This window comes from Nonomuraea sp. 10N515B (genome assembly GCF_052245915.1).
Lineage (GTDB): Bacteria > Actinomycetota > Actinomycetes > Streptosporangiales > Streptosporangiaceae > Nonomuraea.
Map to the genome: position 1 here is coordinate 1 of NZ_JBQQBQ010000055.1, position 21,967 is coordinate 21,967.

The 21,967-nt window shown below is 71.9% G+C and carries 25 protein-coding genes; 9 read left to right on the forward strand and 16 right to left on the reverse strand.

Annotation, left to right across the window (positions count from 1 at the left end; all coding sequences use genetic code 11):
• Positions 1-566 (reverse strand): FAD-dependent oxidoreductase (locus ACTWQA_RS46000; RefSeq protein WP_443165181.1); only part of this gene is annotated, 566 nt, incomplete at its 3' end.
• A 142-nt stretch (positions 567-708) separates the two neighbouring features.
• Between ACTWQA_RS46000 and ACTWQA_RS46005 the strand changes: the two genes are divergently transcribed.
• The gene (locus ACTWQA_RS46005; RefSeq protein WP_443165182.1) at positions 709-1,344 is read left to right on the forward strand and encodes a TetR/AcrR family transcriptional regulator; all 636 of its coding nucleotides are present in this window, start codon (positions 709-711) and stop codon (positions 1,342-1,344) included.
• A 59-nt stretch (positions 1,345-1,403) separates the two neighbouring features.
• Here ACTWQA_RS46005 and ACTWQA_RS46010 read toward each other — a convergent pair whose 3' ends face one another.
• Together ACTWQA_RS46010 and ACTWQA_RS46015 are read right to left on the reverse strand one after the other, a co-directional pair.
• Positions 1,404-1,775: a hypothetical protein gene (locus ACTWQA_RS46010; RefSeq protein WP_443165183.1), complete on the reverse strand. Its 372-nt coding sequence runs from the start codon at positions 1,773-1,775 to the stop codon at positions 1,404-1,406.
• A 119-nt stretch (positions 1,776-1,894) separates the two neighbouring features.
• Complete coding sequence (locus ACTWQA_RS46015) at positions 1,895-2,557, reverse strand: NADPH-dependent F420 reductase (protein WP_443165184.1); 663 nt, start codon at positions 2,555-2,557, stop codon at positions 1,895-1,897.
• Positions 2,558-2,645: 88 nt separating this feature from the next.
• On the opposite strand from ACTWQA_RS46015, the gene ACTWQA_RS46020 reads away from it, so the two are divergent.
• A complete protein-coding gene (locus tag ACTWQA_RS46020; protein WP_443165185.1) occupies positions 2,646-3,035 on the forward strand; it encodes a winged helix-turn-helix transcriptional regulator in 390 nt (129 codons plus the stop codon).
• Here ACTWQA_RS46020 and ACTWQA_RS46025 read toward each other — a convergent pair.
• Positions 3,026-3,820 carry a Cof-type HAD-IIB family hydrolase gene (locus ACTWQA_RS46025; RefSeq protein ID WP_443165186.1) on the reverse strand — a complete coding sequence of 265 codons (795 nt, stop codon included), beginning with the start codon at positions 3,818-3,820 and terminating at the stop codon, positions 3,026-3,028. The genes ACTWQA_RS46020 and ACTWQA_RS46025 overlap by 10 nt on opposite strands.
• Before the next feature lie 19 nt (positions 3,821-3,839).
• On the opposite strand from ACTWQA_RS46025, the gene ACTWQA_RS46030 reads away from it, so the two are divergent.
• A complete protein-coding gene (locus tag ACTWQA_RS46030; protein WP_443165187.1) occupies positions 3,840-4,199 on the forward strand; it encodes a hypothetical protein in 360 nt (119 codons plus the stop codon).
• A 27-nt stretch (positions 4,200-4,226) separates the two neighbouring features.
• Here the strand turns inward: ACTWQA_RS46030 and ACTWQA_RS46035 are convergent, their stop codons facing one another.
• The gene (locus tag ACTWQA_RS46035) at positions 4,227-4,703 is read right to left on the reverse strand and encodes a DUF2283 domain-containing protein (protein WP_443165188.1); all 477 of its coding nucleotides are present in this window, start codon (positions 4,701-4,703) and stop codon (positions 4,227-4,229) included.
• A 123-nt stretch (positions 4,704-4,826) separates the two neighbouring features.
• Between ACTWQA_RS46035 and pyrF the strand changes: the two genes are divergently transcribed.
• Positions 4,827-5,666: an orotidine-5'-phosphate decarboxylase gene (pyrF, locus tag ACTWQA_RS46040; RefSeq protein ID WP_443165189.1), complete on the forward strand. Its 840-nt coding sequence runs from the start codon at positions 4,827-4,829 to the stop codon at positions 5,664-5,666.
• Here the strand turns inward: pyrF and leuA are convergent.
• Positions 5,618-7,366 carry a 2-isopropylmalate synthase gene (gene leuA, locus ACTWQA_RS46045; protein ID WP_443165190.1) on the reverse strand — a complete coding sequence of 583 codons (1,749 nt, stop codon included), beginning with the start codon at positions 7,364-7,366 and terminating at the stop codon, positions 5,618-5,620. The genes pyrF and leuA overlap by 49 nt on opposite strands.
• A gap of 162 nt (positions 7,367-7,528) precedes the next feature.
• Here leuA and ACTWQA_RS46050 point away from each other — a divergent pair, with 162 nt between their 5' ends.
• Positions 7,529-8,224: a FadR/GntR family transcriptional regulator gene (locus tag ACTWQA_RS46050; protein ID WP_443165191.1), complete on the forward strand. Its 696-nt coding sequence runs from the start codon at positions 7,529-7,531 to the stop codon at positions 8,222-8,224.
• 20 nt (positions 8,225-8,244) lie between these two features.
• Here the strand turns inward: ACTWQA_RS46050 and ACTWQA_RS46055 are convergent, their stop codons facing one another.
• Genes ACTWQA_RS46055 through ACTWQA_RS46100 form a run of 10 tightly spaced genes read right to left on the reverse strand, consistent with a single transcriptional unit; the run spans position 8,245 to position 18,004 of the window.
• On the reverse strand, positions 8,245-8,502 hold the full coding sequence (locus ACTWQA_RS46055; RefSeq protein ID WP_443165192.1) for a hypothetical protein: 258 nt from the start codon (positions 8,500-8,502) through the stop codon (positions 8,245-8,247).
• 55 nt (positions 8,503-8,557) lie between these two features.
• Entirely contained in the window at positions 8,558-9,442 is an 885-nt protein-coding gene (gene rbsK / locus ACTWQA_RS46060) for a ribokinase (protein WP_443165193.1), read from the reverse strand.
• Positions 9,439-10,830 carry an ADP-ribosylglycohydrolase family protein gene (locus tag ACTWQA_RS46065; RefSeq protein ID WP_443165194.1) on the reverse strand — a complete coding sequence of 464 codons (1,392 nt, stop codon included), beginning with the start codon at positions 10,828-10,830 and terminating at the stop codon, positions 9,439-9,441. Before ACTWQA_RS46065 ends, rbsK begins: the two co-directional genes overlap by 4 nt.
• Positions 10,827-11,966 (reverse strand): ADP-ribosylglycohydrolase family protein, encoded by a 1,140-nt coding sequence (locus ACTWQA_RS46070; protein ID WP_327580599.1) that lies wholly within the window; start codon positions 11,964-11,966, stop codon positions 10,827-10,829. Before ACTWQA_RS46070 ends, ACTWQA_RS46065 begins: the two co-directional genes overlap by 4 nt.
• The gene (locus ACTWQA_RS46075) at positions 11,963-12,940 is read right to left on the reverse strand and encodes an ADP-ribosylglycohydrolase family protein (protein WP_443165195.1); all 978 of its coding nucleotides are present in this window, start codon (positions 12,938-12,940) and stop codon (positions 11,963-11,965) included. The genes ACTWQA_RS46070 and ACTWQA_RS46075 overlap by 4 nt, the downstream gene beginning before the upstream one ends.
• Positions 12,941-12,946: 6 nt before the next feature.
• Complete coding sequence (locus tag ACTWQA_RS46080) at positions 12,947-13,942, reverse strand: ADP-ribosylglycohydrolase family protein (RefSeq protein WP_443165196.1); 996 nt, start codon at positions 13,940-13,942, stop codon at positions 12,947-12,949.
• Entirely contained in the window at positions 13,939-15,249 is a 1,311-nt protein-coding gene (locus tag ACTWQA_RS46085) for an ABC transporter substrate-binding protein (protein WP_443165197.1), read from the reverse strand. The genes ACTWQA_RS46080 and ACTWQA_RS46085 overlap by 4 nt, the downstream gene beginning before the upstream one ends.
• A 9-nt stretch (positions 15,250-15,258) precedes the next feature.
• Positions 15,259-16,077, reverse strand: coding sequence for a carbohydrate ABC transporter permease (locus ACTWQA_RS46090; protein ID WP_305921564.1), 819 nt, complete (start codon positions 16,075-16,077; stop codon positions 15,259-15,261).
• Positions 16,074-16,988, reverse strand: coding sequence for a carbohydrate ABC transporter permease (locus tag ACTWQA_RS46095; protein WP_305921563.1), 915 nt, complete (start codon positions 16,986-16,988; stop codon positions 16,074-16,076). The genes ACTWQA_RS46090 and ACTWQA_RS46095 overlap by 4 nt, the downstream gene beginning before the upstream one ends.
• Complete coding sequence (locus tag ACTWQA_RS46100; protein WP_443165198.1) at positions 16,985-18,004, reverse strand: LacI family DNA-binding transcriptional regulator; 1,020 nt, start codon at positions 18,002-18,004, stop codon at positions 16,985-16,987. The genes ACTWQA_RS46095 and ACTWQA_RS46100 overlap by 4 nt, the downstream gene beginning before the upstream one ends.
• Before the next feature lie 213 nt (positions 18,005-18,217).
• Here ACTWQA_RS46100 and ACTWQA_RS46105 point away from each other — a divergent pair, with 213 nt between their 5' ends.
• Genes ACTWQA_RS46105 through ACTWQA_RS46120 form a run of 4 tightly spaced genes read left to right on the forward strand, consistent with a single transcriptional unit; the run spans position 18,218 to position 21,967 of the window.
• On the forward strand, positions 18,218-18,610 hold the full coding sequence (locus tag ACTWQA_RS46105) for a GntR family transcriptional regulator (RefSeq protein WP_305921561.1): 393 nt from the start codon (positions 18,218-18,220) through the stop codon (positions 18,608-18,610).
• Positions 18,607-19,497, forward strand: a complete 891-nt coding sequence (locus ACTWQA_RS46110) for an ABC transporter ATP-binding protein (RefSeq protein WP_443165199.1) — start codon at positions 18,607-18,609, stop codon at positions 19,495-19,497. The genes ACTWQA_RS46105 and ACTWQA_RS46110 overlap by 4 nt, the downstream gene beginning before the upstream one ends.
• On the forward strand, positions 19,494-20,552 hold the full coding sequence (locus tag ACTWQA_RS46115; RefSeq protein ID WP_443165200.1) for an ABC transporter permease: 1,059 nt from the start codon (positions 19,494-19,496) through the stop codon (positions 20,550-20,552). The genes ACTWQA_RS46110 and ACTWQA_RS46115 overlap by 4 nt, the downstream gene beginning before the upstream one ends.
• Positions 20,549-21,967 carry a S41 family peptidase gene (locus tag ACTWQA_RS46120; RefSeq protein WP_443165201.1) on the forward strand — a complete coding sequence of 473 codons (1,419 nt, stop codon included), beginning with the start codon at positions 20,549-20,551 and terminating at the stop codon, positions 21,965-21,967. The genes ACTWQA_RS46115 and ACTWQA_RS46120 overlap by 4 nt, the downstream gene beginning before the upstream one ends.

Sequence of the window (21,967 nt, forward strand, 5' to 3'; positions counted from 1 at the left end):
ATGTCCAGCTCGGCCGCCGCCGACGGCAGGCCATGGACTTGGATCTTGACGCTGTACTGGTCGGTCCAGAAGTACGGGATCGGCGTGTAGGGCCGGTCGGCGCCGAGGATGTTGGCCGCGACCACCTCGGCCTGTTCGGTGGCGTTGGTGCGTCCGCCGGCGGCGGTCTCCGCGCCCAGCACGCCCTCCCCCACGACCACGAGCCTTTCAGCGGCGGTCAGGTCGTGGCGCAGGGCGAGTGCGTCGTCCAGGCCGCGAAGCACGTGCACGCCCGCCAACCCGTGCTGGCCGTTCTGGCCGTCCTGGCCGGGGGGCCGGCAGGGCGTCAGGCCGGTCGCGATGACCACGGCGTCGCCACGCAGCACGCGCCCGGAGGCGGTGGTGACGGCACGCGCCGCCGCGTCCAGCGCGACGGCGGGCTCGCCCAGCACGAACTCGGCCCGCAAGGCCTCCAGCTGCGCGTCGGTGCTCAGCCGTCCCTGGTAGCCGTGCCGCCGCAGCGCCTCCGCCGTGCTCAGGCCGGCGGCCGACGCCCCGACGATCAGGACGCTCGCGGGCGTGCTCACGAGGCGTCCCCCCGGTGCAGGGTGGCAGCCCGGACGGCAGGTTTCCGCATGGTGTCGTGGTCCTTTCGGTCGTCCCGCGACACCACATTACCCGACAAATGTAGGAAAACCTGCATATGTCGTTTGTTGGTAAGCTGATGACGTGGCCACGACCAGAAACACCACCCCCTCAGCGGGCGACCGGCGCGTGCGCCGCACCCACGCGGCCCTGGCACGCGGACTGATCGAGCTCGTCGAGAAGCAGGACCTGTCCCGGATCAGCGTCGCCGACGTCGCCGAGCGGGCCGGAGTGAGCCGCTCGACCTTCTACGACCACTACCGGGACGTCCACGAGCTGGCCGAGGCCGCCTGCACGGCGATGATCGACGGCTTGATCGACTCCTTGCCCGTCCCCGACGTGGACTCGGCGGACCGGGAACAGGACGCGGCGGAGTCGCTGGAGGCGTTCTTCGCCAGCCTCGCCGAGCACGCCGGGCTCTACCGGGCCCTGCTGGGGCCGCAGGGCAGCGCACGCGTCTCCGACCACATCCGCCGACGCATCACCGCGACCGTCTACGACCACACGCATCGGGACGCCGACGGCGCTCTCCCGCGGCGGACCTCCTCGCCGTTGGACAGCCCGCACGACGTCCGTGCCGCGTTCACGGCCGGGGCGATCATCGGCGTGGCCGCCGACTGGCTGCAGCGCGGCTGCCCCCGCTCCCCTGCGGAAATGGCCGCCCTGACCTGGCCACTTTTCACAGGGCTCTACCACGTCGAGGCCGGCACGGTCACCTGAGCCCGCGCCGGCCCACCGCCCTCCGCCTGGATCTCCCCGCCCCGAGCGCGCTCCCGGGCTCAGCGGCGCCACGCCCACACGAGCAGCCACACGCTCAGCCCGAAGAGCCCCATGCCGAGCGGCACGTGCGCGGCCACCGCGCCCGAGCCGCCGAGCATGGATTGGACGAAGCCGAGCAGCAGCACCGCCAGGCTGACCAGGGCGGGCCAGGCGGCGCCGCGCCCCGGCCGCCACAGCAGCACGGCCGCGACGTGCTGCGCCAGACCCAGCAGGTGCACGGCCAGCGCCCCCATCCCATGCAAGCCGGCGCCTCCCCCGCTCATGAGCTGGCCGGCCGTCACGGCCTGGACGAGCACGGCCAGCGTGTTGAGGGTGGCGGCGGTCTTGAACGCGGTCAGGTACCCGCTTGTCTTGGCGACCTGTGTAACCACGTGGACACTCCTTCGACCTCGTAGGAAGGCCTCCAGGATCATGCCGTCAGGCGCGCCGGGCATCCGCCACCCGTCGTCATCACCGCTACGCCTCAGGGCGTACGCGGGCCGCGCCAGCGTCAGCGGGGCTCGGCCGGGAGGTGGGCGCCGGAGGAGGCCAGCGGGGGCAGGATCGCCTGGGCGTCGGCGCCCCCGAACCACAGGCCGATCACGAACGCCGCCGTCGCCTCCAGCAACCTCGCCCGGCCGAGCCCTCCACCGTCCACCGGCGTACAGCCGAGATCGGCGACCAGCCTGCGTACGGCCGCCAGCGCCGCCGGATCGTCGCCGCACAACGGCACGGCGAGCGGCCGCCCGTCGAACACCGGCGGCGTCATCCGCCACACGTCCACATGGCACAGGTTGAACGCCTTCACCACGTGACCGCCGGTGAGATCGCGGATCAGGCCGGAGAGCGGGCGTCCCGGATCATACGCGGCCAGGTCGGCCGCATTGGTGACGTCGACCAGGGGCTTGCCGCGCAGCGCAGCACCACACGCCTCCAGCACGTCGACGAGCCCCGCCACCCTGACGGCCACCACCACGACCTCCCCGAACCGGGCCGCCTCCGCCCAGCTCCCCGCGCGGACCGGCGTCCCCGGCAGGGCGGCACTCATCTTCTCGGCCTGAGCGGCGCTCCTGCCCAGGTCCCTGCCGCTGATCATCACCTCGTGCCCGGCCCTGGCCCACTGTGTGCCCAGCGCGTCCGCCATGCCGCCCGCGCCCAGAAACCCGATACGCATGACCGTCCTCCTCCTGTGAAGGGCTTATCTGATAGGAGGACAGTAGAAAGCTCGTCACACACCATTCGGTGCCTAACGGAGGCCCTCGTTGTTCCTCGCCGACTGCCAGGCCAGACTCGCCTTCGATCTGATCGGCAACACCTGGAGCGCCATCGTCCTGTGGTCCCTGCGGCACGGCCCCCGGCGGCCGGGGCGGCTGCGCGAGGAGATCGGCGGCATCAGCACCAAGGTTCTCACCGAGACGCTGCGCCGCCTGGAGTTCAACGGCCTGGTGGCGCGCCGTACGTACGCCGAGGCCCCGCCACGAGTCGAGTACGAGCTCACCGACCTGGGCCGCACCCTCCTCGACCCGATCGAGACGTTCGGCGAATGGGCCTTCACGCACGCCGACGAGGTGCTGGCCGCCCAAGATCGCTGGGACACCGCCCCCGAACCACCGGCGACCAGGGGCAGCGACCACGCCGCAGGTCAGCCGTAGAGCCGCTCCAGCACCACGGCCACGCCGTCCTCATCGTTGGACAGCGTGCACCGCTCGATGGCGGCCAGCACCGCCGGGTGGGCGTTGGCCATCGCGTAGCCGGCGCCCGCGTACGCGAGCACGGCCAGGTCGTTCGGCATGTCCCCGAACGCCAGGACCTCGCTCGGATCGACGCCGCGCTCCTTGCAGAGCTGGTCGAGCGTGGCGGCCTTCGTCACCCCCGGGGCGCTGATCTCCAGGAGCCCCTGCTCGCCGGAGTGCGTGACCTCGGCGAGCCCCGCGAGCACTGCCGTCACGGCCGCGGCCATCTCGTCCGCCGTGTGCGTCGGCGACAGGGCGAGCAGCTTGACGATGGGCTGGTCCTCGTCGAAGACCGAGCGCACCTCGCGGTAATACGCCAGGTCGTCGGCGATCCGCCTGGTGTAGGCGGCCTCGGTCAGGATCGCCCGGCCGGTCTCGACCGCCAGCCCCACCCCCGGCAGGGCCGCGGCGAGCGCCCGGGCGGCTCTCCTGGCGGAGGCCGGGTCGAGCGGCAGGCTGCCGGTGATCTCATCCGTTCCCAGGTCGTAGACGATCGCGCCGTTGCTGCAGATGGCGGTGCCCGTGACGCCGGCCTGCTCGGCGACCGCACGCACGCCGCGCGGCGCTCTCGCGGTGACGAAGACGATCTCGGCGCCGGCCGCGCGGGCCGTCTGGAGCGCTCTCCTGGTACGCGGTGACACGGTGTGATCGGAGGTGAGGAGGGTGCCGTCGAGGTCGGTGGCGACGATGCGGGGGAAGATCATGAAACGGTAAGGTACGGGAGTGTCCTCCCCCATCCGCCCGGAGGGTCGTGTCGCGTCCGCCTTCCGGTTCGCCACCGAACTGGTCGCCTGGGTCGCGACCCCCTGGGCCCTCGCCCCTCATTCGGTGCCGCTGGCCGTGGTGTCGGTCGTGGTGCTGATCGGGCTTCCGACGGTCTTCTCCACCCCGGGCGACAAGCGGAACGTGATCGTCGCCGTGCCGGGTCATGTGACGATCGGCCTGGTCGTCCTGCAGCTGGTGGCCGCGGTGGCGGCGGCGTGGTCCGCGTGGCATGCGGTCGCCGCCGCGCTGGTGTCCGTGCTGGCCGTGGTCACGGTGGTGCTGGAGCTGCCGCGCTGGCGGTGGCTGACGTCCCGGTGAGCCGGCCGCCCACGGGGGCGGAGGATGTCAGATGCGCATCTCGGACGGGAGCCGGGTGGCGGCGTTCATGAGCTCCAGGCCGAGCAGCCGCCCTGCGTCCTCGTAGTCGAGGACGACGTCGTCCGCCACGACCTGGCGTGCCGCCTCGCCTGGGACTGTTTCATGCTTCATCGCGATATAGGCGACGTCGCGTTCCTTGTCCCAGGTGACGTACACCGTCCGCGTCTGCGGTCCCGACGGGGCGTCCTCCCAGCTCAGCAGCCCTTCCTTGGCCTCGTGCGAGGCTGCCACCGCGGCCCGGGTCATCGCCAGCGCCAGCTCGACCGCCCCGAGCGAGTCGACCGCTGTGACTTTCCTCTCATGTTCCCACCCGTCGAGTCCGTCGATCCGGTAGGGGCACGACCACGCTCCGGTCGGCTCCTCATACGGCACCCCGACCGTGACGACCACGTCACGAGGGGGTTCGCTGCGCAGCGCCAGCACCCGATGGGCGATCTCGTACATGTCTGCTGATCTACCCCGGAGGCCGCTCCTGGAAGACTGACCAACGCGAACGGTCTCTCTCCTGTTCACTCCGGCGGCCGGTCCCATAGGGTCGCCGCAAGGAATACGTGAAGGGGCCCGGAAATGGACGAGTCGTTCGGAACGCGCCTGCGAGCCAGGCTCGACAAGTGCGGACCGCTGTGTGTGGGCATCGATCCGAGCCCGATGCTGCTCGACGCCTGGGGGCTGGACGACTCGCCGTCCGGTCTCGAAAGCTTCAGCCGTACGGTCGTCGAGACGGTGGCCGATGTGGCCGCCGTGGTCAAGCCGCAGTCGGCGTTCTTCGAGCGGTGGGGCAGCCGCGGCATCGCCGTCCTGGAACGCACCATCGCCGACCTGCGTGAGGCGGGGACGCTGGTGCTGCTGGACGTCAAGCGCGGCGACATCGACAGCACGATGGCTGCCTACGCCGAGGCGTACCTGGACCGGGGCAGCCCGCTGGCGGTCGACGCCGTGACGCTGAGCCCATACCTGGGGTTCGGGTCGCTGGAAGCGGCCATCACCTCGGCCGTGGCCAACGACGCGGGAGTGTTCGTGCTGGCCCGCACCTCCAACCCGGAAGCGGCCGACCTCCAGCGGCTCGTGGCCGGCCAGGTGCTGGCCGGGGCGGCGGCGGCCAACGCGGGACACACGCCGTTCGGGCCCGTCGGGGTGGTCATGGGCGCCACGCTGCCCAAGCTGGAGCACGCGCTGACCGACCTCAACGGGCCCATTCTCGCGCCCGGGCTGGGCGCGCAGGGGGCCACGCCCGCCGACGTGGCGCGGCTGTTCGGGCCGGTACGCCATGCCGTCCTGCCCTCGGTGTCCCGGGCGGTGCTCGCCGACCCCAAGCGGCTGCGCAGCCGTACGCTCCACTACCGGGACGAGTGCGCCGCCTATCTGTCCGGCGACCTCACCGGGCCGGGCCGCTCCTCCCGTTCCTGACCCGCCAGCGCGCGGTTGACGGCGGACAGCGCGGCGTGGACCGAGGCCGTCAGGACCGAGGTGTCCTGGGCCGCGCCCCACCAGGTCGCGCCGCCGACGCGGGCCTCCACGTAGGCGATGGCCCGGCTGCCCTGCCCCTGCTCCATGGCGTGCTCGGCATAGTGCAGGATGCCGACGTCGATGCCGTCGGCGGCCAGTGCGTCCGTCAGCGCGGACAGCGGGCCGTTGCCCGTCCCGTGCAGGTGCCGGCCCGAGCGCAGCGTGCCGGCGAACTCATGCGTGCCGGGCCCCGTCTGCGCCGTCGTCCACTCCGTCAGCACACCTGCCTCCCCCGGGGCCAGGTAGGTGGCATGGAACAGCTCCCACAGCTGCTCGGCCGTGATTTCCTCGCCGCTGCCGTCCGTGGCCCGCTGCACGACCGCGGAGAAGTCGATTTGCAGGCGGCGCGGCAGCTTCAGGCCGTAGCGGGTACGCAGCAGGTAGGCGATCCCGCCCTTGCCCGACTGGCTGTTGACCCGGATGACAGCCTGGTAGTCGCGGCCCACGTCGGCCGGGTCGATGGGCAGGTACGGCACATCCCACGGCGCCTCCTCCGGCGGCACGCCCAGGTCGGCCGCCCGCTTGGCGTGGTGGGCCAGGCCCTTGCCGATGGCGTCCTGGTGGGTGCCGGAGAAGGCGGTGTGGACGAGGTCTCCCGCGTACGGGTGGCGGTCGGGGACCGGCAGGCGGTTGCAGTGCTCGACCGTGCGCCGGATCGTGTCGAGGTCGGAAAGGTCGATCATGGGGTCGACGCCCTGGGTGTGCAGGTTGAGCGCGAGCGTGACCAGGTCCACGTTGCCTGTGCGCTCGCCGTTGCCGAACAGGCAGCCCTCCACCCGCTGCGCCCCGGCCAGCAGGGCCAGCTCGGCGCAGGCCACGCCGGTGCCCCGGTCGTTGTGCGGGTGCACGGAGAGGATCACCGCGTCCCTGCGGTCGAGGTGGCGGTGCATGTACTCGATCTGGTCGGCGTACACGTTGGGGGTGGAGACCTCGACCGTCGCCGGCAGGTTGTGGATCACGGGCCGGTCCGGTGAGGCGTCCCACAGGGCGGTGAGCTCGTTACAGACCTCCAGCACGTAGTCGGGCTCGGTCAGGTTGAACACCTCGGGCGAGAACTCGAACCTGACGTCGTCCCGGCCGTCGGCCAGCCTGGCCACCTGCCCGGCGGCCTGGAGGATCAGCTTGCGGAGCTCGTGCCGGTCGTGGCCGAGCACCACCTCCCGCCACGTGGGCGCGGTGGCGGTGTAGAGGTGGACGACCGCGCGGGGCAGGCCCTCGATCGAGGCGAAGGTCTGCTCGATCAGGTCGTCCCTGGCCGCGGTGAACACCACCACGGTCACGTCGTCGGGCACCACGCCGGGCTTGGCGAGATGCCGGACGAAGTCGAAGTCCAGCCGGCTGGAGGACGGGTAGCCGACCTCGATCTCCTTGAACCCCATGCCCGTCAGCAGGTCGAACATCGTCCGCTTGCGTGCCGGGTCCATCGGCTCGGCCAGGGCCTGGTTGCCGTCGCGCAGGTCGACCGGGACCCAGAGCGGGGCGTGCGTGATCCTGCCGGCCGGCCAGGCGCGGTCGGTGAGCGGCGCCTCGACGCGCTCATGGGCGGGGCGGTAGCGGTGGTAGGGCATGGAGCTGGGGCGTTGCCGGTTCCAGACGTACATGTCTCTTCCTCTTTGGGTGGGGAGCGACCGGCATGCCTCGCCCACCGCGACGGGGTGCCGGTCCGGTCACGCCCCGTCGCGGCGGCCGAGGAGGAGACCGTACGACGTCATGGCGCTACACTAACCACAACACAGGTCCTCAGACAACCTGAGAGGTTTCCGATGGCGCTCGGCGCTCTCCGCCCCAGCCCGCTGGTCGAACAGGCCACCCAGCACCTGCGTGACCAGATCGCCAACGGCGAGTGGCCGGTCGGCACCCGGCTGCCCGGCGAGGTCGCCCTGGCCAAGACGCTCGGCGTGGGTCGCTCGACGGTGCGCGAGGCGCTGCGCGCGCTGGCGGGGGCGGGGCTGGTGCAGGCGCGGCAGGGGTCAGGGGTCTTCGTGATCGCCACGGAGCCGGCCGAGGACTGGCCCGCCCGGCTGCGGCGGGCCGCGATCACGCACGTCTACGAGGTCCGGATGATGGTCGAGACGCAGGCCGCCCGGCTGGCGGCGGAGCGACGTACCGACCAGGACGTGGCCGCGATGCGGGCCGCGCTGGAGACGCGGGCCGCCGCGGCGGCGGGAGACGACGCCGCTTTCGTGGACGCCGACATCGCCCTGCACGCCGCCGTCGTGGCGGCGGCCGGGAATCCGGTGCTGACGGACCTGTTCGCCGAGTTCGCGCCCGTCCTGCGGGAGCGGCTGATCGACATGGTGCAGCTGCTGGGGCTGCGCGACCGGGACCGTAACCCCGGGCACGACTCACACGCCGAGCTGGTGGCCGCGGTGCGGCGGGGGGACGGGGCGGCGGCCGCCGCCGTCCTGCAGGCGGAGCTGGAACAGACGCTCGCCCATCTGCACACCGACCGCTTCTGAGCCTCGGGGGGTGGGGTGTGTCAGCCGGTGGGGCCGGCGTCAGGGCGGGTGACCTCATCGGCGTCCTGCTGCGCCTTCTGCGAGTCCGGCCGCGACTCCTCCTGCGAGCTCCCCCGTGCGTTCTCCGGCCTTTCGCGCTGGGCCTGCAGCTCGGGTGGATCGGCCGGCACGGGGCGGCGGGACCTCTGGGTCTCGGCGCCGGACCGCTCCGCGACGATGTCACTCTCCCCCTCCACGCCGCCCACGGCCTTCGGCAGTTCTTCGGGCTTCTCGTTCATCGTCACCCCCTGCCCCGCCGGCCGGCCATGAACCTGAATCGATGGAGCGGTCCCGTCAGGTGAGGGCGTTCTCGATCTCGCCGCGCGTGGGCATCGAGGTGCTGGCGCCCTCGCGCTGCACCGACAGCGCAGCCGCCATGGTGGCGAAGCGGAGGGCGCCGGCCATGGGCAGCTGGTGGGAGCGGGCCACGGCCAGGGCTCCCACGAACGTGTCCCCCGCCGCCGTCGTGTCCACCGCCTTCACCTCGACCGCCGGCACCCGTATCCGCTCTCCCGCTCGGGACCCGTACAGGGCGCCTTCGGAGCCCAGTGTGATCACGGCCTCCTCGACCCGCTCGAGCAGCGCGTCCAGGGCGGCGTCGGGGGCGGTGGCGCCGGTGATGGCGGCGGCCTCGTGCTCGTTGGGGACGATCAGGGTGACGGCGTCCAGCAGCTCGTCCGGCAGCGGCTGGGCGGGCGCCGGCGTGAGGATGACGGGCACGCCCGCGACCCGGCCCGCCTCCGCCGCGGCCACGACAGCCGCCATGGGCAGCTCCAGCTGCAGCAGCAGCGCCTCGGACGTGGCGATCGTGGTCAGGTCGTCGCCCGAAGGGCCGGTGACGGTGCCGTTCGCGCCGGGCACGACGATGATCGAGTTGCCGCCGGCATCGTCCACCACGATGTGCGCGATGCCGCTCGGCCCGGGCACCTGGCGCAGGCCGCGTACGTCCACTCCGGCCTGCGACAACGTCGCCCGCAGCTCCGCCCCGAAGCCGTCGTCGCCGACCGCCCCGAGGAAGGCCACCTTCCCGCCCGCCCGGGCGGCGGCGATGGCCTGATTGGCGCCTTTGCCACCGGGGATGGTGCGGAAGCGGTGGCCTGTCACCGTTTCACCCCGCTTCGGGGCTTCGGAGACGTAGGCGACCAGGTCCATGTTGGCGCTGCCGAAAACCGAGATCATGAGTGCATCATCTCCTGAGTACGCCGTGCCAGCTCCACGAGGCTCACCCCGTCGAACCCGGTCAGGCTGCTGGCCAGGCTGTCGCGCATCCGCCACTGGTCCGGCACGCCGCCGTTGAGCGCGCCCGCGACGGACCCGGCCGTGGCGGCGGCCGAGTCGGTGTCCCAGCCGCCCGCGACCGCTCCGGCGATCGTGGCGGTGAAGTCGCCCCTGCCGTGGATCAGGGCGGCGGCGACGAGGGCGGCGTTGTTGATCGCGTGGACCCAGTGGAGCGAGCCGTGGCGCTCGTACAGGCGGTCGACGACCCGTTCGAAGTCCTTTTCCACAGCGGCGTCCTCGACGGCCAGGCGTACCGCCTCGTGCAGGCGCGAGCCCGCGGGCACGACGGACAGGCCCGCCGCCACGACCTCCTCCGGCGACGTGGCGACCAGCGAGGCGGCGCACATCGCGGCCGCGAACATCGCCCCGTAGATCCCGTTCGCGGTGTGGGTGAGGCGGGCGTCGCGCCAGGCGTACTCGGCGGCCGTGGCCGGGTCGCCCGGGTTGACCCAGCCGTAGACGTCCGCCCTGATCAGGGCGCCGATCCACTCGCGGAACGGGTTGCGGTGAGAGGCCGTGTGCGGCGGCTCCACGCCGTCCAGGAGGTTGCGGTACGCGACGCGTTCGGCGGTGAACGTACGGCCGGCCGGCAGCTCGTCGAGCCACAGCTTGGCCACGTCGTCGGTGGTGAAGGCGCGGCCGTGGCGCTCGAGGACGGTCAGGGCGAGCAGCGGGTAGTTGAGGTCGTCGTCTTCGGGGATGCCGTCGATGTTCTCGGCGAGCGAGTTGACGGCGCTGCGGCGGTTCCAGGGCCAGCGGCGGGCGATGTCGTCCGGGAGGCCTTTCGCGGTGAACCAGCCGCGGATGGGCCAGTTGCCGGTGGCCTCGGCGATTTGCCTGATGCCTTCGCGCGGGATCTTCTCGACGGGCTTGCCGAGCACGCACCCGGCCGCCCGCCCGAGCCACGCCCCCAGCACCCGCGCCGGGTCGGCGACCGCGCCGCTCACGGCCGGCACTCGTTGGCCGCCCGCGTCGACGGCTTCCGCCCCAGGGACGGACGGGTGGGTGGGCCAAGCCGGGCAGGCGGCGATGATGGCGGGCAGGTCCGAAGGCTCGGCCGATGGCGACGGGACGGCCGCCAGCTCGTCCAGCAGGTCCTGGGCCAAGCCGCGCAGCCGGGCGGCCTCCGGGTCCGAGGCGCCGGCTCGGGGCGGCGCGTCGTGGCCGCCCGCCGCGTGCCATCGATCGGCGATCTCCTGGACGGCCCCGGGGTCACGGCCGTCCTCGGCGGCCTGGCGGAGCTCGTGCCCGATCAGGTCCTCGGGCTGGACCCAGGTGAGGCGGATCATCGGCGGTCGAGGTCGGCGAAGGCGGCCTCGTGGGCGCGGCGTCGTACCAGGTCGTCGGCGTGCACCCGGCGCGCCACCTCCGCGATCGCGAGCCCCGGACCCACCAGGTCGGTACGGCTCGCCGCCCCGACCCCTTCCGCCCACTCCGCCGGCACGGCGCTCAGCCCGCCGAGCGCGCCCGCGATGGCGCCGCCCATGGAGGCGATCGAGTCGGCGTCACGCCCGTAGTTGACGCCGCCGAGCACGGTGTCGCGGTAGTCGCCCTTGGCGATCACCAGGAAGCCGAGCGCCAGCGGCAGCTCCTCGATGCTGTGCAGCCGGCTCGGCCGCCGCGCCCCCAGTCCTTGGTCGCGGTAGGTGTCGGCGACCGTGTCGTACGGCCGGACGGCGGCCCGCAGCGCCTCGAACGACCCGTCCCAGTGCCCGAGCCCGGCCGCGGCCTCGCAGACCGACTCGATGGCGGCCCTGGTGCCGTCCTTGGCCAGCCGCAGGCAGGCGGCGACCACGGAGTCCGTGGTGGCGCCCGGCCGCATGGCCTCGGCGACGGCGGCCGCCATGACGCCGGCGGCCTCGCGGCCGTAGCTGGACTGGTGGGCCCCGGTCAGGTCGATGGCCTCGGCGTAGGCGGCGTCGGGGTCGGCGGCGTTGACGATGCCGACGGGGGCGACGTACATGGCCGCGCCACAGTTCACGATGTTTCCGACACCGGCCTCGCGCGGGTCCACGTGCCCGTAGTGCAGCCTGGCCACGATCCACTTCTCGGCCAGGAAGATCCGCTGCAGCGGCAGCGCGTCGCTCTCCAGCTCGGGGATCCAGCGGCGCTCGCCCATGAGCTCGGGCACGAGGTGGTCGGCCATGGCGTACGCGTCGAGGTGGCGGCCGGCCTTCTCGTACACGCGGATCAGGGCGTGCGTCATCAGCGTGTCGTCGGTGATGTGGCCGTCGCCCTTGTGGTACGGCGCGATGGGGCGCGCGTTGCGCCAGTCCTCGTTGAACGGCGGGACGATGCCGTCGACGCGGCCGCCGTACCGCTCGACGATCTGTTCGGGGGTCCAGCCCTCGGTGGCGCCGCCCAGCGCGTCACCGACCGCCGCCCCCGCCACGCAGCCGGTCGCCCTGTCCTCAAGCGGCGTCATGCGATTCCCTCCGTGAGATGACTCGTCAGTTCGATCAGATCTTTGCCCGCCAGCTCGGGCAGGCAACAGCCGGCCAGCGTACGGGCCGAGGCGGTCCACGCCTCCGGGATCGCCTCGTAACCGCCGCATGCCCCGGTCAGCGCCCCGGCGAGCGCGGGCGCGGAGTCGGCCAGCGCGGCCAGGCACGCCGCCGCCGGGACGGCCCTGGTGAGATCGCCGTCCGCCGCCTCGGCCAGCGCCAGCGCCACGGGCACCGTCTGGGCGGCGCCGACGCCGTAGCTGTAGACGTGGTCGAGCAGCGCTGCATCGAGGGCGGGCACCGCGGCGAACGCGTCGCCTGCCTTCCGCGCGGCCGCCAGCGCCACGCGGGCGTTGTGGCCGATGGCGGTGTCCGGCGGCAGCACGGCCAGCGCCGCCTCCACGGCCGGGCCGATCGCGCCGGACGCGACCGCCTCCCACACGGCTGCGGCCATGGCCTGGGCGGCGAGGATACCGTCGGCGGCGTTCGTCACCTCGGCGTCGGGTGTGGGGTCCCTCCCCAGGACCCCGAACGCGACGGCCCTGACGGCGGCGGCGTCGTCGAAGTGGTGCGGGTTGTCGTGCCCGGACGCGGGCGGCTCGACGCCCTTGGCCAGGTTGTCCAGTGCGGTGGCCACCGAGATCCGGGCCCGCGCCTGCGCACCGACGAGCTCCCTGAAGGCCTCCGCCCTCGGCCGGTCGATCGTGAGCACCGTCCAGGCGAGCCACTCGGCGTCGTCGGACGGGCCGATGGCCAGCGGCGCCGTCGGCTGGTTGAGCGCGAACGGCACCGGCAGCGTGGTGACCTGGTGCTCTTCCGCGAACGCGTCGAGCTCCCTGTGCAGGCGCCGGCTCCAAGGCGCGTGCAGGGCCGCGCGGTGCCTGGCCGCGGGCCAGCCCGCGGCGTCACCGACGGCGAGCCCGGCGATGGCACCTCTGATCCTGTCCCCCGACATCGTGATCTAACGTCCTTTCGCCAGGTCGTCGGCGACGTCCAGCACGTGTCTTCCGGCCACGACGGGCAGGCATTTCCCGGTCACAGGACCGATTCTGGCCGCCCACCGCCCGGGTACGCCGCTCTCGCCCTGCCGGGCCCCGGCGATCGCCCCGGCGATGGCGCCGATCGTGTCGGCGTCCCGGCCCAGGCTCACCCCGAACGTCACCGCCGCCTCCACGTCACCGTCGCCCGCCAGGAATGCGGCCAGCGCCAACGCCACGGCTTCGGGCGCGATGTCGGTCCACGGGTAGTGCTTCACGACGACGGCCTCGTGCAACGCCTCGACGAGCCCGAGTTCGTCCTCACCAGGGCCGGCCGCGGCGCCGGTGGACGGCGGCCGGCTGAGCACATCGCACACCCGCACAATGTTCCTGGCCGTCCACGAGTCGGCGGGGATGACGGACAGTGCGGCGGCCACGACATCCCGCACCGGCGCGCCGCCCATGGCGGCGGCCACCGCGCCGGCGACGGCGCGACCGCCCAGGATGCCCTCGCCGGACCCACTGACCAGCCCGTCCTGCTCCACCAGCCGAGCCGCCTCCACCGGATCCCCCGGACAGAAGATCCCGTACGGCGCGGCCCGCATGGCGAGCCCGTCGGACCACCCGTGCGAGTGAACCAGCCCGGTCAGCGGCGGTTCCAGGCCGCGTCGAAGCGCTTCGACGGTGCCCAGCTCGGAGAACCCGGCCCCTCGCATCGGCCCGGCCACCCGCGGGATGATCTCCGTCCGGTACGCCTGCGCCACCAGCTCAGGCGTCAGCCCGTGCCCGTGCCGCGCCAGCAGCGACGCGGCGAAGATGGCGTACTCGGTGTCGTCCGTGCCCCCGCCCTCGATCTCGGTGAGCCGCCCCCACCGCCGCCGGATCTCCGCCGGCGTCAGGTTCTCGGCGGGAGCCCCGAGGGCGTCCCCGGCCGCCAGGCCGAGCAGACACCCCCGGGCCCTGTCCCGATGGGAGATCACCTCTGGTACCGCTCCAGCACCTTGTTGCCCTCGTCGACGAGCCGCTTGGCCGCCTCGTCGATGGTGATCTTGTTGGCGTAGAACTCCTGCAGCACGGGCGTGGCGACCTTGCTCTTCCACTCGTCGAACCCGTTCACCTTGAGGAACGGCGCCACGACGAGGTTCTTGGCGGAGGCGGTGGCCACGTCCCAGCCGTTCTCCTGGGTGGTCATCGCCGGGTCGGCGGCGGCCGACTGGGAGGTCGGCAGCAGCCAGTCGCCCTTGGCGAGCTTGGCCTGGTTGGGGCCGTTCAGGAAGAAGGCGATGAACTTCATGGCCTCGTCAGGGTGCTTGCTGTCCTGCGCGATCGACAGCGTCTGCGAGACCGCGCCCTGCTGGGCCGTGGTGCCCTTGGGCCCGGGCAGCGTCACCCACTCGAACCCGTCGGGCGCCTGCTCGGCGACCTGCTGGCGAAGGAATACCCCGGCCGGCAGCAGGGCGAACTTGCCCTTGTAGAAGGCGGGCAGCGGGTCCGCGGTGCCCTGGCCGAGCGCGGCCGGGTCGGCCGACTTGTCCTTGTAGAGCTGGTCGTGGATGCGCTGGAGCACCTCGCGCTCCTCGGGCCCGACCTTGACCGTGGTCTTGCCGTCGGCGGTCTGGAAGAACGTGCCTCCGTAGGTGAGCGCCAGGTTGAGCGTCTTGTTGACTGGCGACTTCATCGGCCAGGCCACGCCGAACGCATCACCCTTGGTCATCGTCTTGGCGGCCGCGGAGAACTCGTCCCACGTCCACGGGTTGTCCGCCGTGGGGATGCGGACCTTGGAGGCCTCGAGCAGCTTCTTGTTGGCGATGATGACCTGCGACTCCTGCAGGAACGGCACGCCGTAGACGCCCTGCTCGCCCTTGCCGCCGTCGAAGGTGACGGTGTCCCAGGCGGCCTGCGGGATGTCGCTCTTCAGCTCGGCGGGCACCTTGTCCTTCAGGTCCAGCAGGTAGCCGTCGGTGGCGAAGCCGGACAACGCGGGCGAGTCGTTGTGGATGACGTCGGGCGCCGTGCCGCCGGCGAACTGGGTGACGAGCTGGTCGTTGACGTTGTCCCAGCTGCCCTGGACGTAGGTGACCTGGATGGTGGGGTTGGCCTTGTTCCAGTCGTCCACGAGCTGCTTGTTCGCGGCGACGGATTCCTTCTGCCACGCCAGGCTGAGGAAATTGATCTTTACTGGCTCGCTGGGGGCGGAGGAGGACGAGGATCCGCCGCCGCCTCCGCTGCCGCACGCGGCGGCCAGCGCGACGATCGCCGCGGCCGCCAGAGCGGACGTGATTCGCATGTGAGCCTCCTAGCCCTTGACGGCGCCGGCCATCAGGCCGGACTTCAGTCGCCGCTGAATGATTGCGAAGAAGATCAGGCTCGGGATCGTCGCCATGAGCGACGCCGCGGCCAGCGGGCCGAGCCTGGCCACCCCCTCCGGGCCGGTGAACCTCACCAGCGTGAGCGGGAGCGTCATGACGTCGGGGTTCTGCAGGATGACGAGCGCGAACATGAACTCGTTCCAGGACGAGATGAACGCGAACAGCAGCGTGGCCACCACGCCCGGTGCGAGCAGCGGCGCCACGACCTTGACGATGGAGCGCAGCCGGGTCGCCCCGTCCACGGCCGCGGCCTCCTCCAGCTCGACCGGCACCGCGCGGACGTACCCCTGCAACATCCACAGCGCGAACGGCAGCGTGAACGTCACGTGCACGACCACCAGGCCGGGCAGCGTGTTCACCAGCTCCAGATCGCGCAGGATCATGAAGAGCGGAATGATGATCAGGATGAACGGGAACACCTGGCTGACCAGCACCCACCCGATCGCGATCTTGTTGACCAGGCCGCGGTAGCGGGCCATGGCGTAGGCCGCCGGCAGCGAGATCAGCACGGTGATCACACTGCTGGCCAGCGCGACTCCCAGGCTGCGCACGGCCGCGCCGACGAGGTCCTGCTCGCCGAACGCGTCGGTGAAGTTCGCGAGCGTCGGCTCGCGCGGGATCCACGTGGGGTCGGCCAGCGCCATCTCCTGCGGCGTCTTCAGCGCCGTGGACAGCAGCCAGACCAGCGGAAAGGCCAGGAAGACGATGTACGCGGCCAGCGCGGCGTATTGCGACGCGCGTCTCATCGGGCCTCCCTCATCTGGCGCCACAGATACAGGCCGAGCACCGCGAGCACGACGATCGCCATGGCCAGGCCCAGCATCGAGGCGTAGCCGGCGAACCGATAGCGGAACGCCTCCTCGTAGGCGAACAGCATCGGCAGCCGCGTCTGGCCGCCGGGTCCGCCCTGCGTAAGCACGTAGACCAGGCCGAACTGGTTGATGTTCCACACGAAGTCGAGCGAGGTGATGGCCACGATGACCGGGCGCAGCTGCGGCAGCGTGATGTTCCAGAACCGCCGCCAGCGGCTCGCGCCGTCCACCTCGCCGGCCTCGTACAGCTCCTTCGGGATGCCCTGCAGGCCCGCCAGCAGGACGACCGTGGTCTGCGGCATGCCGGTCCAGACGCCGACCACGATGATCGCGGGCAGTGCGAGCGAGAAGTCGGCCAACCAGTTGATCTCGGTGCCGAGCAGGCTGTTCAGGATGCCCGCGTCGGGGTGGTAGACGAGCCGCCACATCAGGCCGATGACCACCGGCGGCATCGCCCACGGCACCACCGCCAGCACCCGGGCCACGCCCCTGAACCGCAGATTCTCGTTGAGCAGCAGCGCCAGGCCCAGCGCGGCCAGGAACTGCAGCGCGGTCACCGAGACGGCCCAGATCATGCCGATGCGGAAGGAGGACCAGAAGTCGGCCGCGCTCAGCAGCTCCCAGAGGTTCTCCAGGCCGACGAAGCTCGTCTCGTGGTTGCGGGTGTTGCGGGCGTCGGTGAAGGCCAGACCGATGCCGTAGAGCAGCGGGCCCACGCTGAACAGCAGCACCGGCACCAGGGCGGGCAGCATGAGCAGCCACATCTCACGCGTCTTGCGCGAGATCCCCCTGGGCCGCCCGTGCGAGCGGCGCGGCGGCGCGGGCCTGGTCGTGGTCGCCGTCACGCCGCGTCCCCTTCCTCTGGGCGGGTGGAGGCGCGGATGACGAGGCGGGGCGGCACGGTGACCACCCTGGGCTCGCGGTCGCCGCCCTGCAGCCGGTCGAGCAGCAGCTCGGCGGCGGCCTTGCCGCGCTCGGCCGAGCCGAGCGACACGCTGGTCAGCGACGGCCAGGAAGCGGCCGCCAGGTCGGTGTCGTCCATGCCGGCCACCGCCACGTCGTCCGGCACCCGGCGGCCCGCGGCCCGCAGCACGTCCAGCGCGCCGAGGGCGATCAGGTCGTTGGCGCACATCAGCGCGTCCACGTCGGGCACCCGGGCGAGCAACTCCGCCACCGCGCGGGCCCCCTCCGCGCGGTAGAAGTCGCCGATCTGCACGAGGTCCTCGTCGTAGGGCAGGCCGAGGTCGCCGAGCGCCTCCCGGTACGCGGCCCCGCGGGCGGCGCCGGGCACCGTGTCGAGCGGGCCGTTGATCATGCCGATGCGGCGGCGGCCGAGCTCGTGCAGATGGTCGATGGCGAGCTTGACGCCGGTGCGCGAGTCGGCCCGTACGTTGTCCACCCGCGTGCCCTCCGGCACCGAGCCGATGATCACGACGGGGGCCCTGGCGGCGGCCAGCATCTCCAGGTGGGCCTCGGTGACCCGCAGCGGGCTCATGATGAGGCCGTCCACGTACCGCTCGCCCAGGCTGTGCAGCACGTCGATCTCGTCGGCCACGACGGCGTCGGTGGAGTGCAGCACGAGCCGGTAGCCGGCGGCCTTGAGCACCGGCTGGATCTCGCGCAGCATCGCCAGGTAGGCCGGGTTGCCCACGTCGGCCATGGCGAAGGCCACCTGGTGGGTGCGGCGGGACTTGAGCGACCTGGCCACGGCGTTGCGCACGTAGCCGAGCTCGTCGGCGGCCGCCATCACCTTGCGCACGGTCTCCTGCCTGGTCGGCAGGCCGTTCAGCACCCGCGAGACGGAGGCGATCGAGACTCCGGCACGCTCGGCGATCGTGTTGATCGTGGGTCCGTCGGCCAAGGTGGTCCTTCCATCGGCGTAAACGTTTACGGCCCGTCTCTGTAAACGTTTACGGTGTGGCCCACATGAAACCCGGATGTAACTTGCCGGTCAAGTCACGATCACATAACACCAGGTCGGGCCGCCTAACGGCAAACCACTCACGCGCTTCCTTACCCGCACCATACATGCGACTATCTAAAGTCCTAGGACACTAGATATATGGAGAAAGCCGTGATCGAGTTCTATCTGGACGCGAAGTCGGGCCTCTCGCCGTATCAGCAGCTCGTCCAGCAAGTACGGCATGCGCTCCGGCTCGGCATCCTGCGCGAGGGCGACCAGCTGCCGACCCTCAAGGAGGTCGTGGCGCAATTGGCGATCAACGCCAACACCGTGCTCAAGGCCTACCGGGAACTCGAGCACGAGGGTCTCGTCGCCGCCCGGCCAGGGGTGGGGACGTTCGTGACGGCGACGCTGACCGACACCTCGCTGGCCGCGCACGGCCCGCTGCGGCTGGACCTGCAGCGCTGGCTGGCCAAGGCGCGCCGGGCCGGTCTCGACGACGAGAGCATCGAGGCCCTGTTCATGACCACCTTTCGGACCACCTCTCAGGAGGACATAGCGTGAGTTCCGTCCTGCAGGCCCAGGGATTGGGCAAGAAGTACGGCAAGCGCTGGGCGCTGCGCGATTGCACCGTGGACATCCCGGCCGGCCACGTCGTCGGGTTGGTGGGACCCAACGGAGCCGGCAAGACCACGCTGCTGAAGCTGGCCAGCGGCCAGCTCGAACCGACGGCGGGCGGCATCACCGTGCTCGGCGGGCGGCCCGGGGGCACGCCCGCTCAGCTGGCCAGGGTCGGGTTCGTCGCCCAGGACACCCCCGTCTACGCGGGCCTGACCATCGCCGATCACCTGCGGTTGGGTGCACGGCTCAACCTCCGCTGGGACGCCGCCTTAGCGCGGGAACGCATGGCGCGGCTGGGTCTCGTCCCCACCCGACGGGCGGGCAAGCTGTCGGGTGGGGAGCGTGCTCAGCTCGCCCTCACCCTGGGCCTGGCCAAACGCCCCGAGCTGCTGATCCTGGACGAGCCCGTGGCCTCGCTCGACCCGCTGGCCCGCCGGGAGTTCCTGCAAGGGCTGATGGAGGCCACGGTCGAGCACGAGTTCAGCGTGGTGCTCTCCTCCCACCTGGTCTCGGACCTGGAACGGGTCTGCGACTTCCTGATCGTCCTCGTCGACTCCCGCGTCCAGGTGGCCGGGGAGACCGACAAGCTGCTGGCCACCCATCACCGGCTCACCGGCCCGCGCCGCGATCCCGACCGGCTCCCCGCCGACCAGCACGTGGTCTCCGCCCGCCACACCGACCGGCAGAGCACGTTCGTGGTCCGTACCGACGCCCCGATCCACGATCCCGCCTGGACGGTCACCCAGCTCAGCCTGGAGGACCTGGTCCTGGCCTACATGGACAAGCACACCGCCGAGAACCGGCGAGTCGCTCTGGAGGTGCAGCGATGATCTGGCTGACCTGGCGCCAGTTCCGCGGTTCGGCCGCGATGATGGCCGCCGTCCTCGCCATCCTCACCGCCGCCCTGGCCCTGACCGGCCCCGGCCTGGCCTCCCGCTACTCCTCCGGGATCGCCGACTGCACCCCGGACAACACCTGCGACCAGTTCTTCGACCGCTTCTTCGACGAGTATCAGACCCCGTTCATGGCCGTCATCCTCGTCGTGCTGCTCCTGCCGGCCCTGGTCGGGCTCTTCTGGGGAGCGCCATTGATCACCCGCGAGCTGGACGCGGGCACGCACCTGCTGGTGTGGAACCAGAGCGTCACCCGTGGCCGCTGGCTGGCGGTCAAGCTCGGGCTCACCGGCCTGACCGCCGTGGCCGCCGCCTGCCTGTGCGGCCTCGCGGTGACCTGGTGGTCCGATCCTCTGGACAAGTCGGCCGCTCCGGACTGGGCGCTGATGACTCCCCTGGTGTTCAGCGCGCGCGGCATCGCCCCGATAGGGTATGCGGCCTTCGCCTTCGTCCTCGGCGTGACCGTGGGCATGCTGGTCCGCCGCACGCTGCCCGCCATGGCCCTCACCCTGGCCGTCTTCGCCGCGATCCAGCTGGCCATGCCGCTGCTGGTCCGGCCCCACCTGATCCCCCCTGTCACGTCGACCTTCGAGCTCGGCCGGGTGAACGTGGATAACTTCGGCATATCCCGGGACGCGAACGGAGGCGGACCCGCGCACCTCGCCCTGGATTCGGCCGTTCCCGGCCACGCGGGCGCCTGGGTCCTGTCCAGCAACCTGGTCGATCCGTCCGGACGCACGATCGCCGGCAGCGGCGAAGAAGCCGACCTCCAGGTCTCCACCACCTCGGGGCCCTGCGCGCCGTCGGCGGCGGCAGGCGGCGGGGACGCCTGCATGGCGGAGATCAACCGGCTCGGCTACCGGCAGCAGGCGACCTACCAGCCCCTTGAGCGGTTCTGGCCCTTCCAGTGGATCGAGATCGGGATCTACACCCTCCTCACCCTCGGCTTCACGTGGTTGTCCTTCTGGTGGATCCGGAGGCGCCTGGCATGACCGTTATCAGGACCGCGACCGCCGGGCTCGCCCTCCTCCTGGCGGCGGCCTGCACGGCGCCGACGCCGCCGCGCAGCCAAGCGAGCACGGAAGCCAGCACGGTCTGCGCGCCGCCCCAGGGACCGCCCGGGGCGGAGACGGCCACCACGGTCGACGTCATCGAGCAGGCGTACTTCTGCATCCTCGGCAACTACTACAGCGGCGCCACGCTGGACGCCCGCTCGCTGCTGACCGCCGGATTCATCGCCCTGACGCAGGAGATCAACCGCAACGGGCGCGACCTGCCCGAGGCCACCATGCCGGCGCTGACCGGTGACCGGAAAGCCGACTGGGCCGCTTTCGAGGCCGTCTACCGCAAGACCACCGATCAGGTCCCCGACCTCCGCGACAAGCTGGCCGTCGTCACCCTCGAGGCCATCGTGGCCGCCCTCGGCGACAACCACGCCCGCTGGACGCACGACACCAAGCGGCACCCCGACTATTACGACGGCGACGGCTACGGCCTGGGCTTCGAGGCGAACGTCCACGGCCCGCAGGTGGACGGCAACCCCGACGTCGCCCTCCCTCCGCTGTTCGTCACCACCGTGCAGGGCGGCGCGGCGCAGGCGGCCGGAGTGCGCCCGGGCGACATCATCGAATCGATCAACGGGTCCGCGCCCTTCATCGACGGGAAATCCACCCCCGCGATCGCCACCCTCTACCCGCGGTATCCGGAGGCGCGCCCGGTCCAGCTGCGGCTCCTGCGGCAGAGCACCGGCCGCCGCTGGCGCGTGACGCTCAAGCCCGGCCTGTTCCAGCGGGATCTGGCCGCCCTGCAAGTGGTGCAGTCGAAGCTGCTGGACGACGGCATCGCCTACGTACAGGTGCGCGGGTTCGCTCCCGACGCCGCGGACAGGGCTTTCAAGGCGATCTCCAGGCTGCGCACCGGCCGGACCCTCACCGGCGTCGTGCTGGACCTGCGCGGCAACGGCGGCGGCAGCCCCACGGAGGCGATTCGGCTGGTGAGCGCGTTCGTCCATGGCAAGGTCACCGCCTACCTGTGCACCGTGGACGGCACGTGCGAATCCATGCGGACCGACGACACCGTCGAGCTGCTCGACCTGCCGCTGGTGGTGCTCACCGACCGCAGTTGCGCCTCGGCCTGCGAGCACGTCAGCTCCGCGGTCAAGGACCTGCGTATCGGCCAGGTGGTCGGCACCAGAACCGCCGGGGTCATCTCCGGCCCGGCGCAGGCGTACCTGCTGAGCAACAACACCAGGCTGGGCTTTCCCGCCAGGCACCACCTGGGGCCCAACCGTGAGGTGATCGACCGGATCGGCGTGCCCCCCGACCACCACGTGCCCCTGACTCCGGAGGACGCGGCCGCCGGGCGCGACCCCGCCCTGGCCAAGGCCATGACCTTGCTTCAGAAGTGA

Coding starts and splice junctions, on each gene's coding strand:
- ACTWQA_RS46015 (WP_443165184.1), bottom strand. CDS start 2,557: ATGCGTATCGGGTTTCTGGGCGCGGGCGGCATGGCGGACGCGCTGGGC.
- ACTWQA_RS46025 (WP_443165186.1), bottom strand. CDS start 3,820: ATGATCTTCCCCCGCATCGTCGCCACCGACCTCGACGGCACCCTCCTC.
- ACTWQA_RS46035 (WP_443165188.1), bottom strand. CDS start 4,703: ATGTACGAGATCGCCCATCGGGTGCTGGCGCTGCGCAGCGAACCCCCT.
- pyrF (WP_443165189.1), top strand. CDS start 4,827: ATGGACGAGTCGTTCGGAACGCGCCTGCGAGCCAGGCTCGACAAGTGC.
- leuA (WP_443165190.1), bottom strand. CDS start 7,366: ATGTACGTCTGGAACCGGCAACGCCCCAGCTCCATGCCCTACCACCGC.
- ACTWQA_RS46050 (WP_443165191.1), top strand. CDS start 7,529: ATGGCGCTCGGCGCTCTCCGCCCCAGCCCGCTGGTCGAACAGGCCACC.
- ACTWQA_RS46055 (WP_443165192.1), bottom strand. CDS start 8,502: ATGAACGAGAAGCCCGAAGAACTGCCGAAGGCCGTGGGCGGCGTGGAG.
- rbsK (WP_443165193.1), bottom strand. CDS start 9,442: ATGATCTCGGTTTTCGGCAGCGCCAACATGGACCTGGTCGCCTACGTC.
- ACTWQA_RS46065 (WP_443165194.1), bottom strand. CDS start 10,830: ATGATCCGCCTCACCTGGGTCCAGCCCGAGGACCTGATCGGGCACGAG.
- ACTWQA_RS46070 (WP_327580599.1), bottom strand. CDS start 11,966: ATGACGCCGCTTGAGGACAGGGCGACCGGCTGCGTGGCGGGGGCGGCG.
- ACTWQA_RS46075 (WP_443165195.1), bottom strand. CDS start 12,940: ATGTCGGGGGACAGGATCAGAGGTGCCATCGCCGGGCTCGCCGTCGGT.
- ACTWQA_RS46085 (WP_443165197.1), bottom strand. CDS start 15,249: ATGCGAATCACGTCCGCTCTGGCGGCCGCGGCGATCGTCGCGCTGGCC.
- ACTWQA_RS46090 (WP_305921564.1), bottom strand. CDS start 16,077: ATGAGACGCGCGTCGCAATACGCCGCGCTGGCCGCGTACATCGTCTTC.
- ACTWQA_RS46115 (WP_443165200.1), top strand. CDS start 19,494: ATGATCTGGCTGACCTGGCGCCAGTTCCGCGGTTCGGCCGCGATGATG.
- ACTWQA_RS46120 (WP_443165201.1), top strand. CDS start 20,549: ATGACCGTTATCAGGACCGCGACCGCCGGGCTCGCCCTCCTCCTGGCG.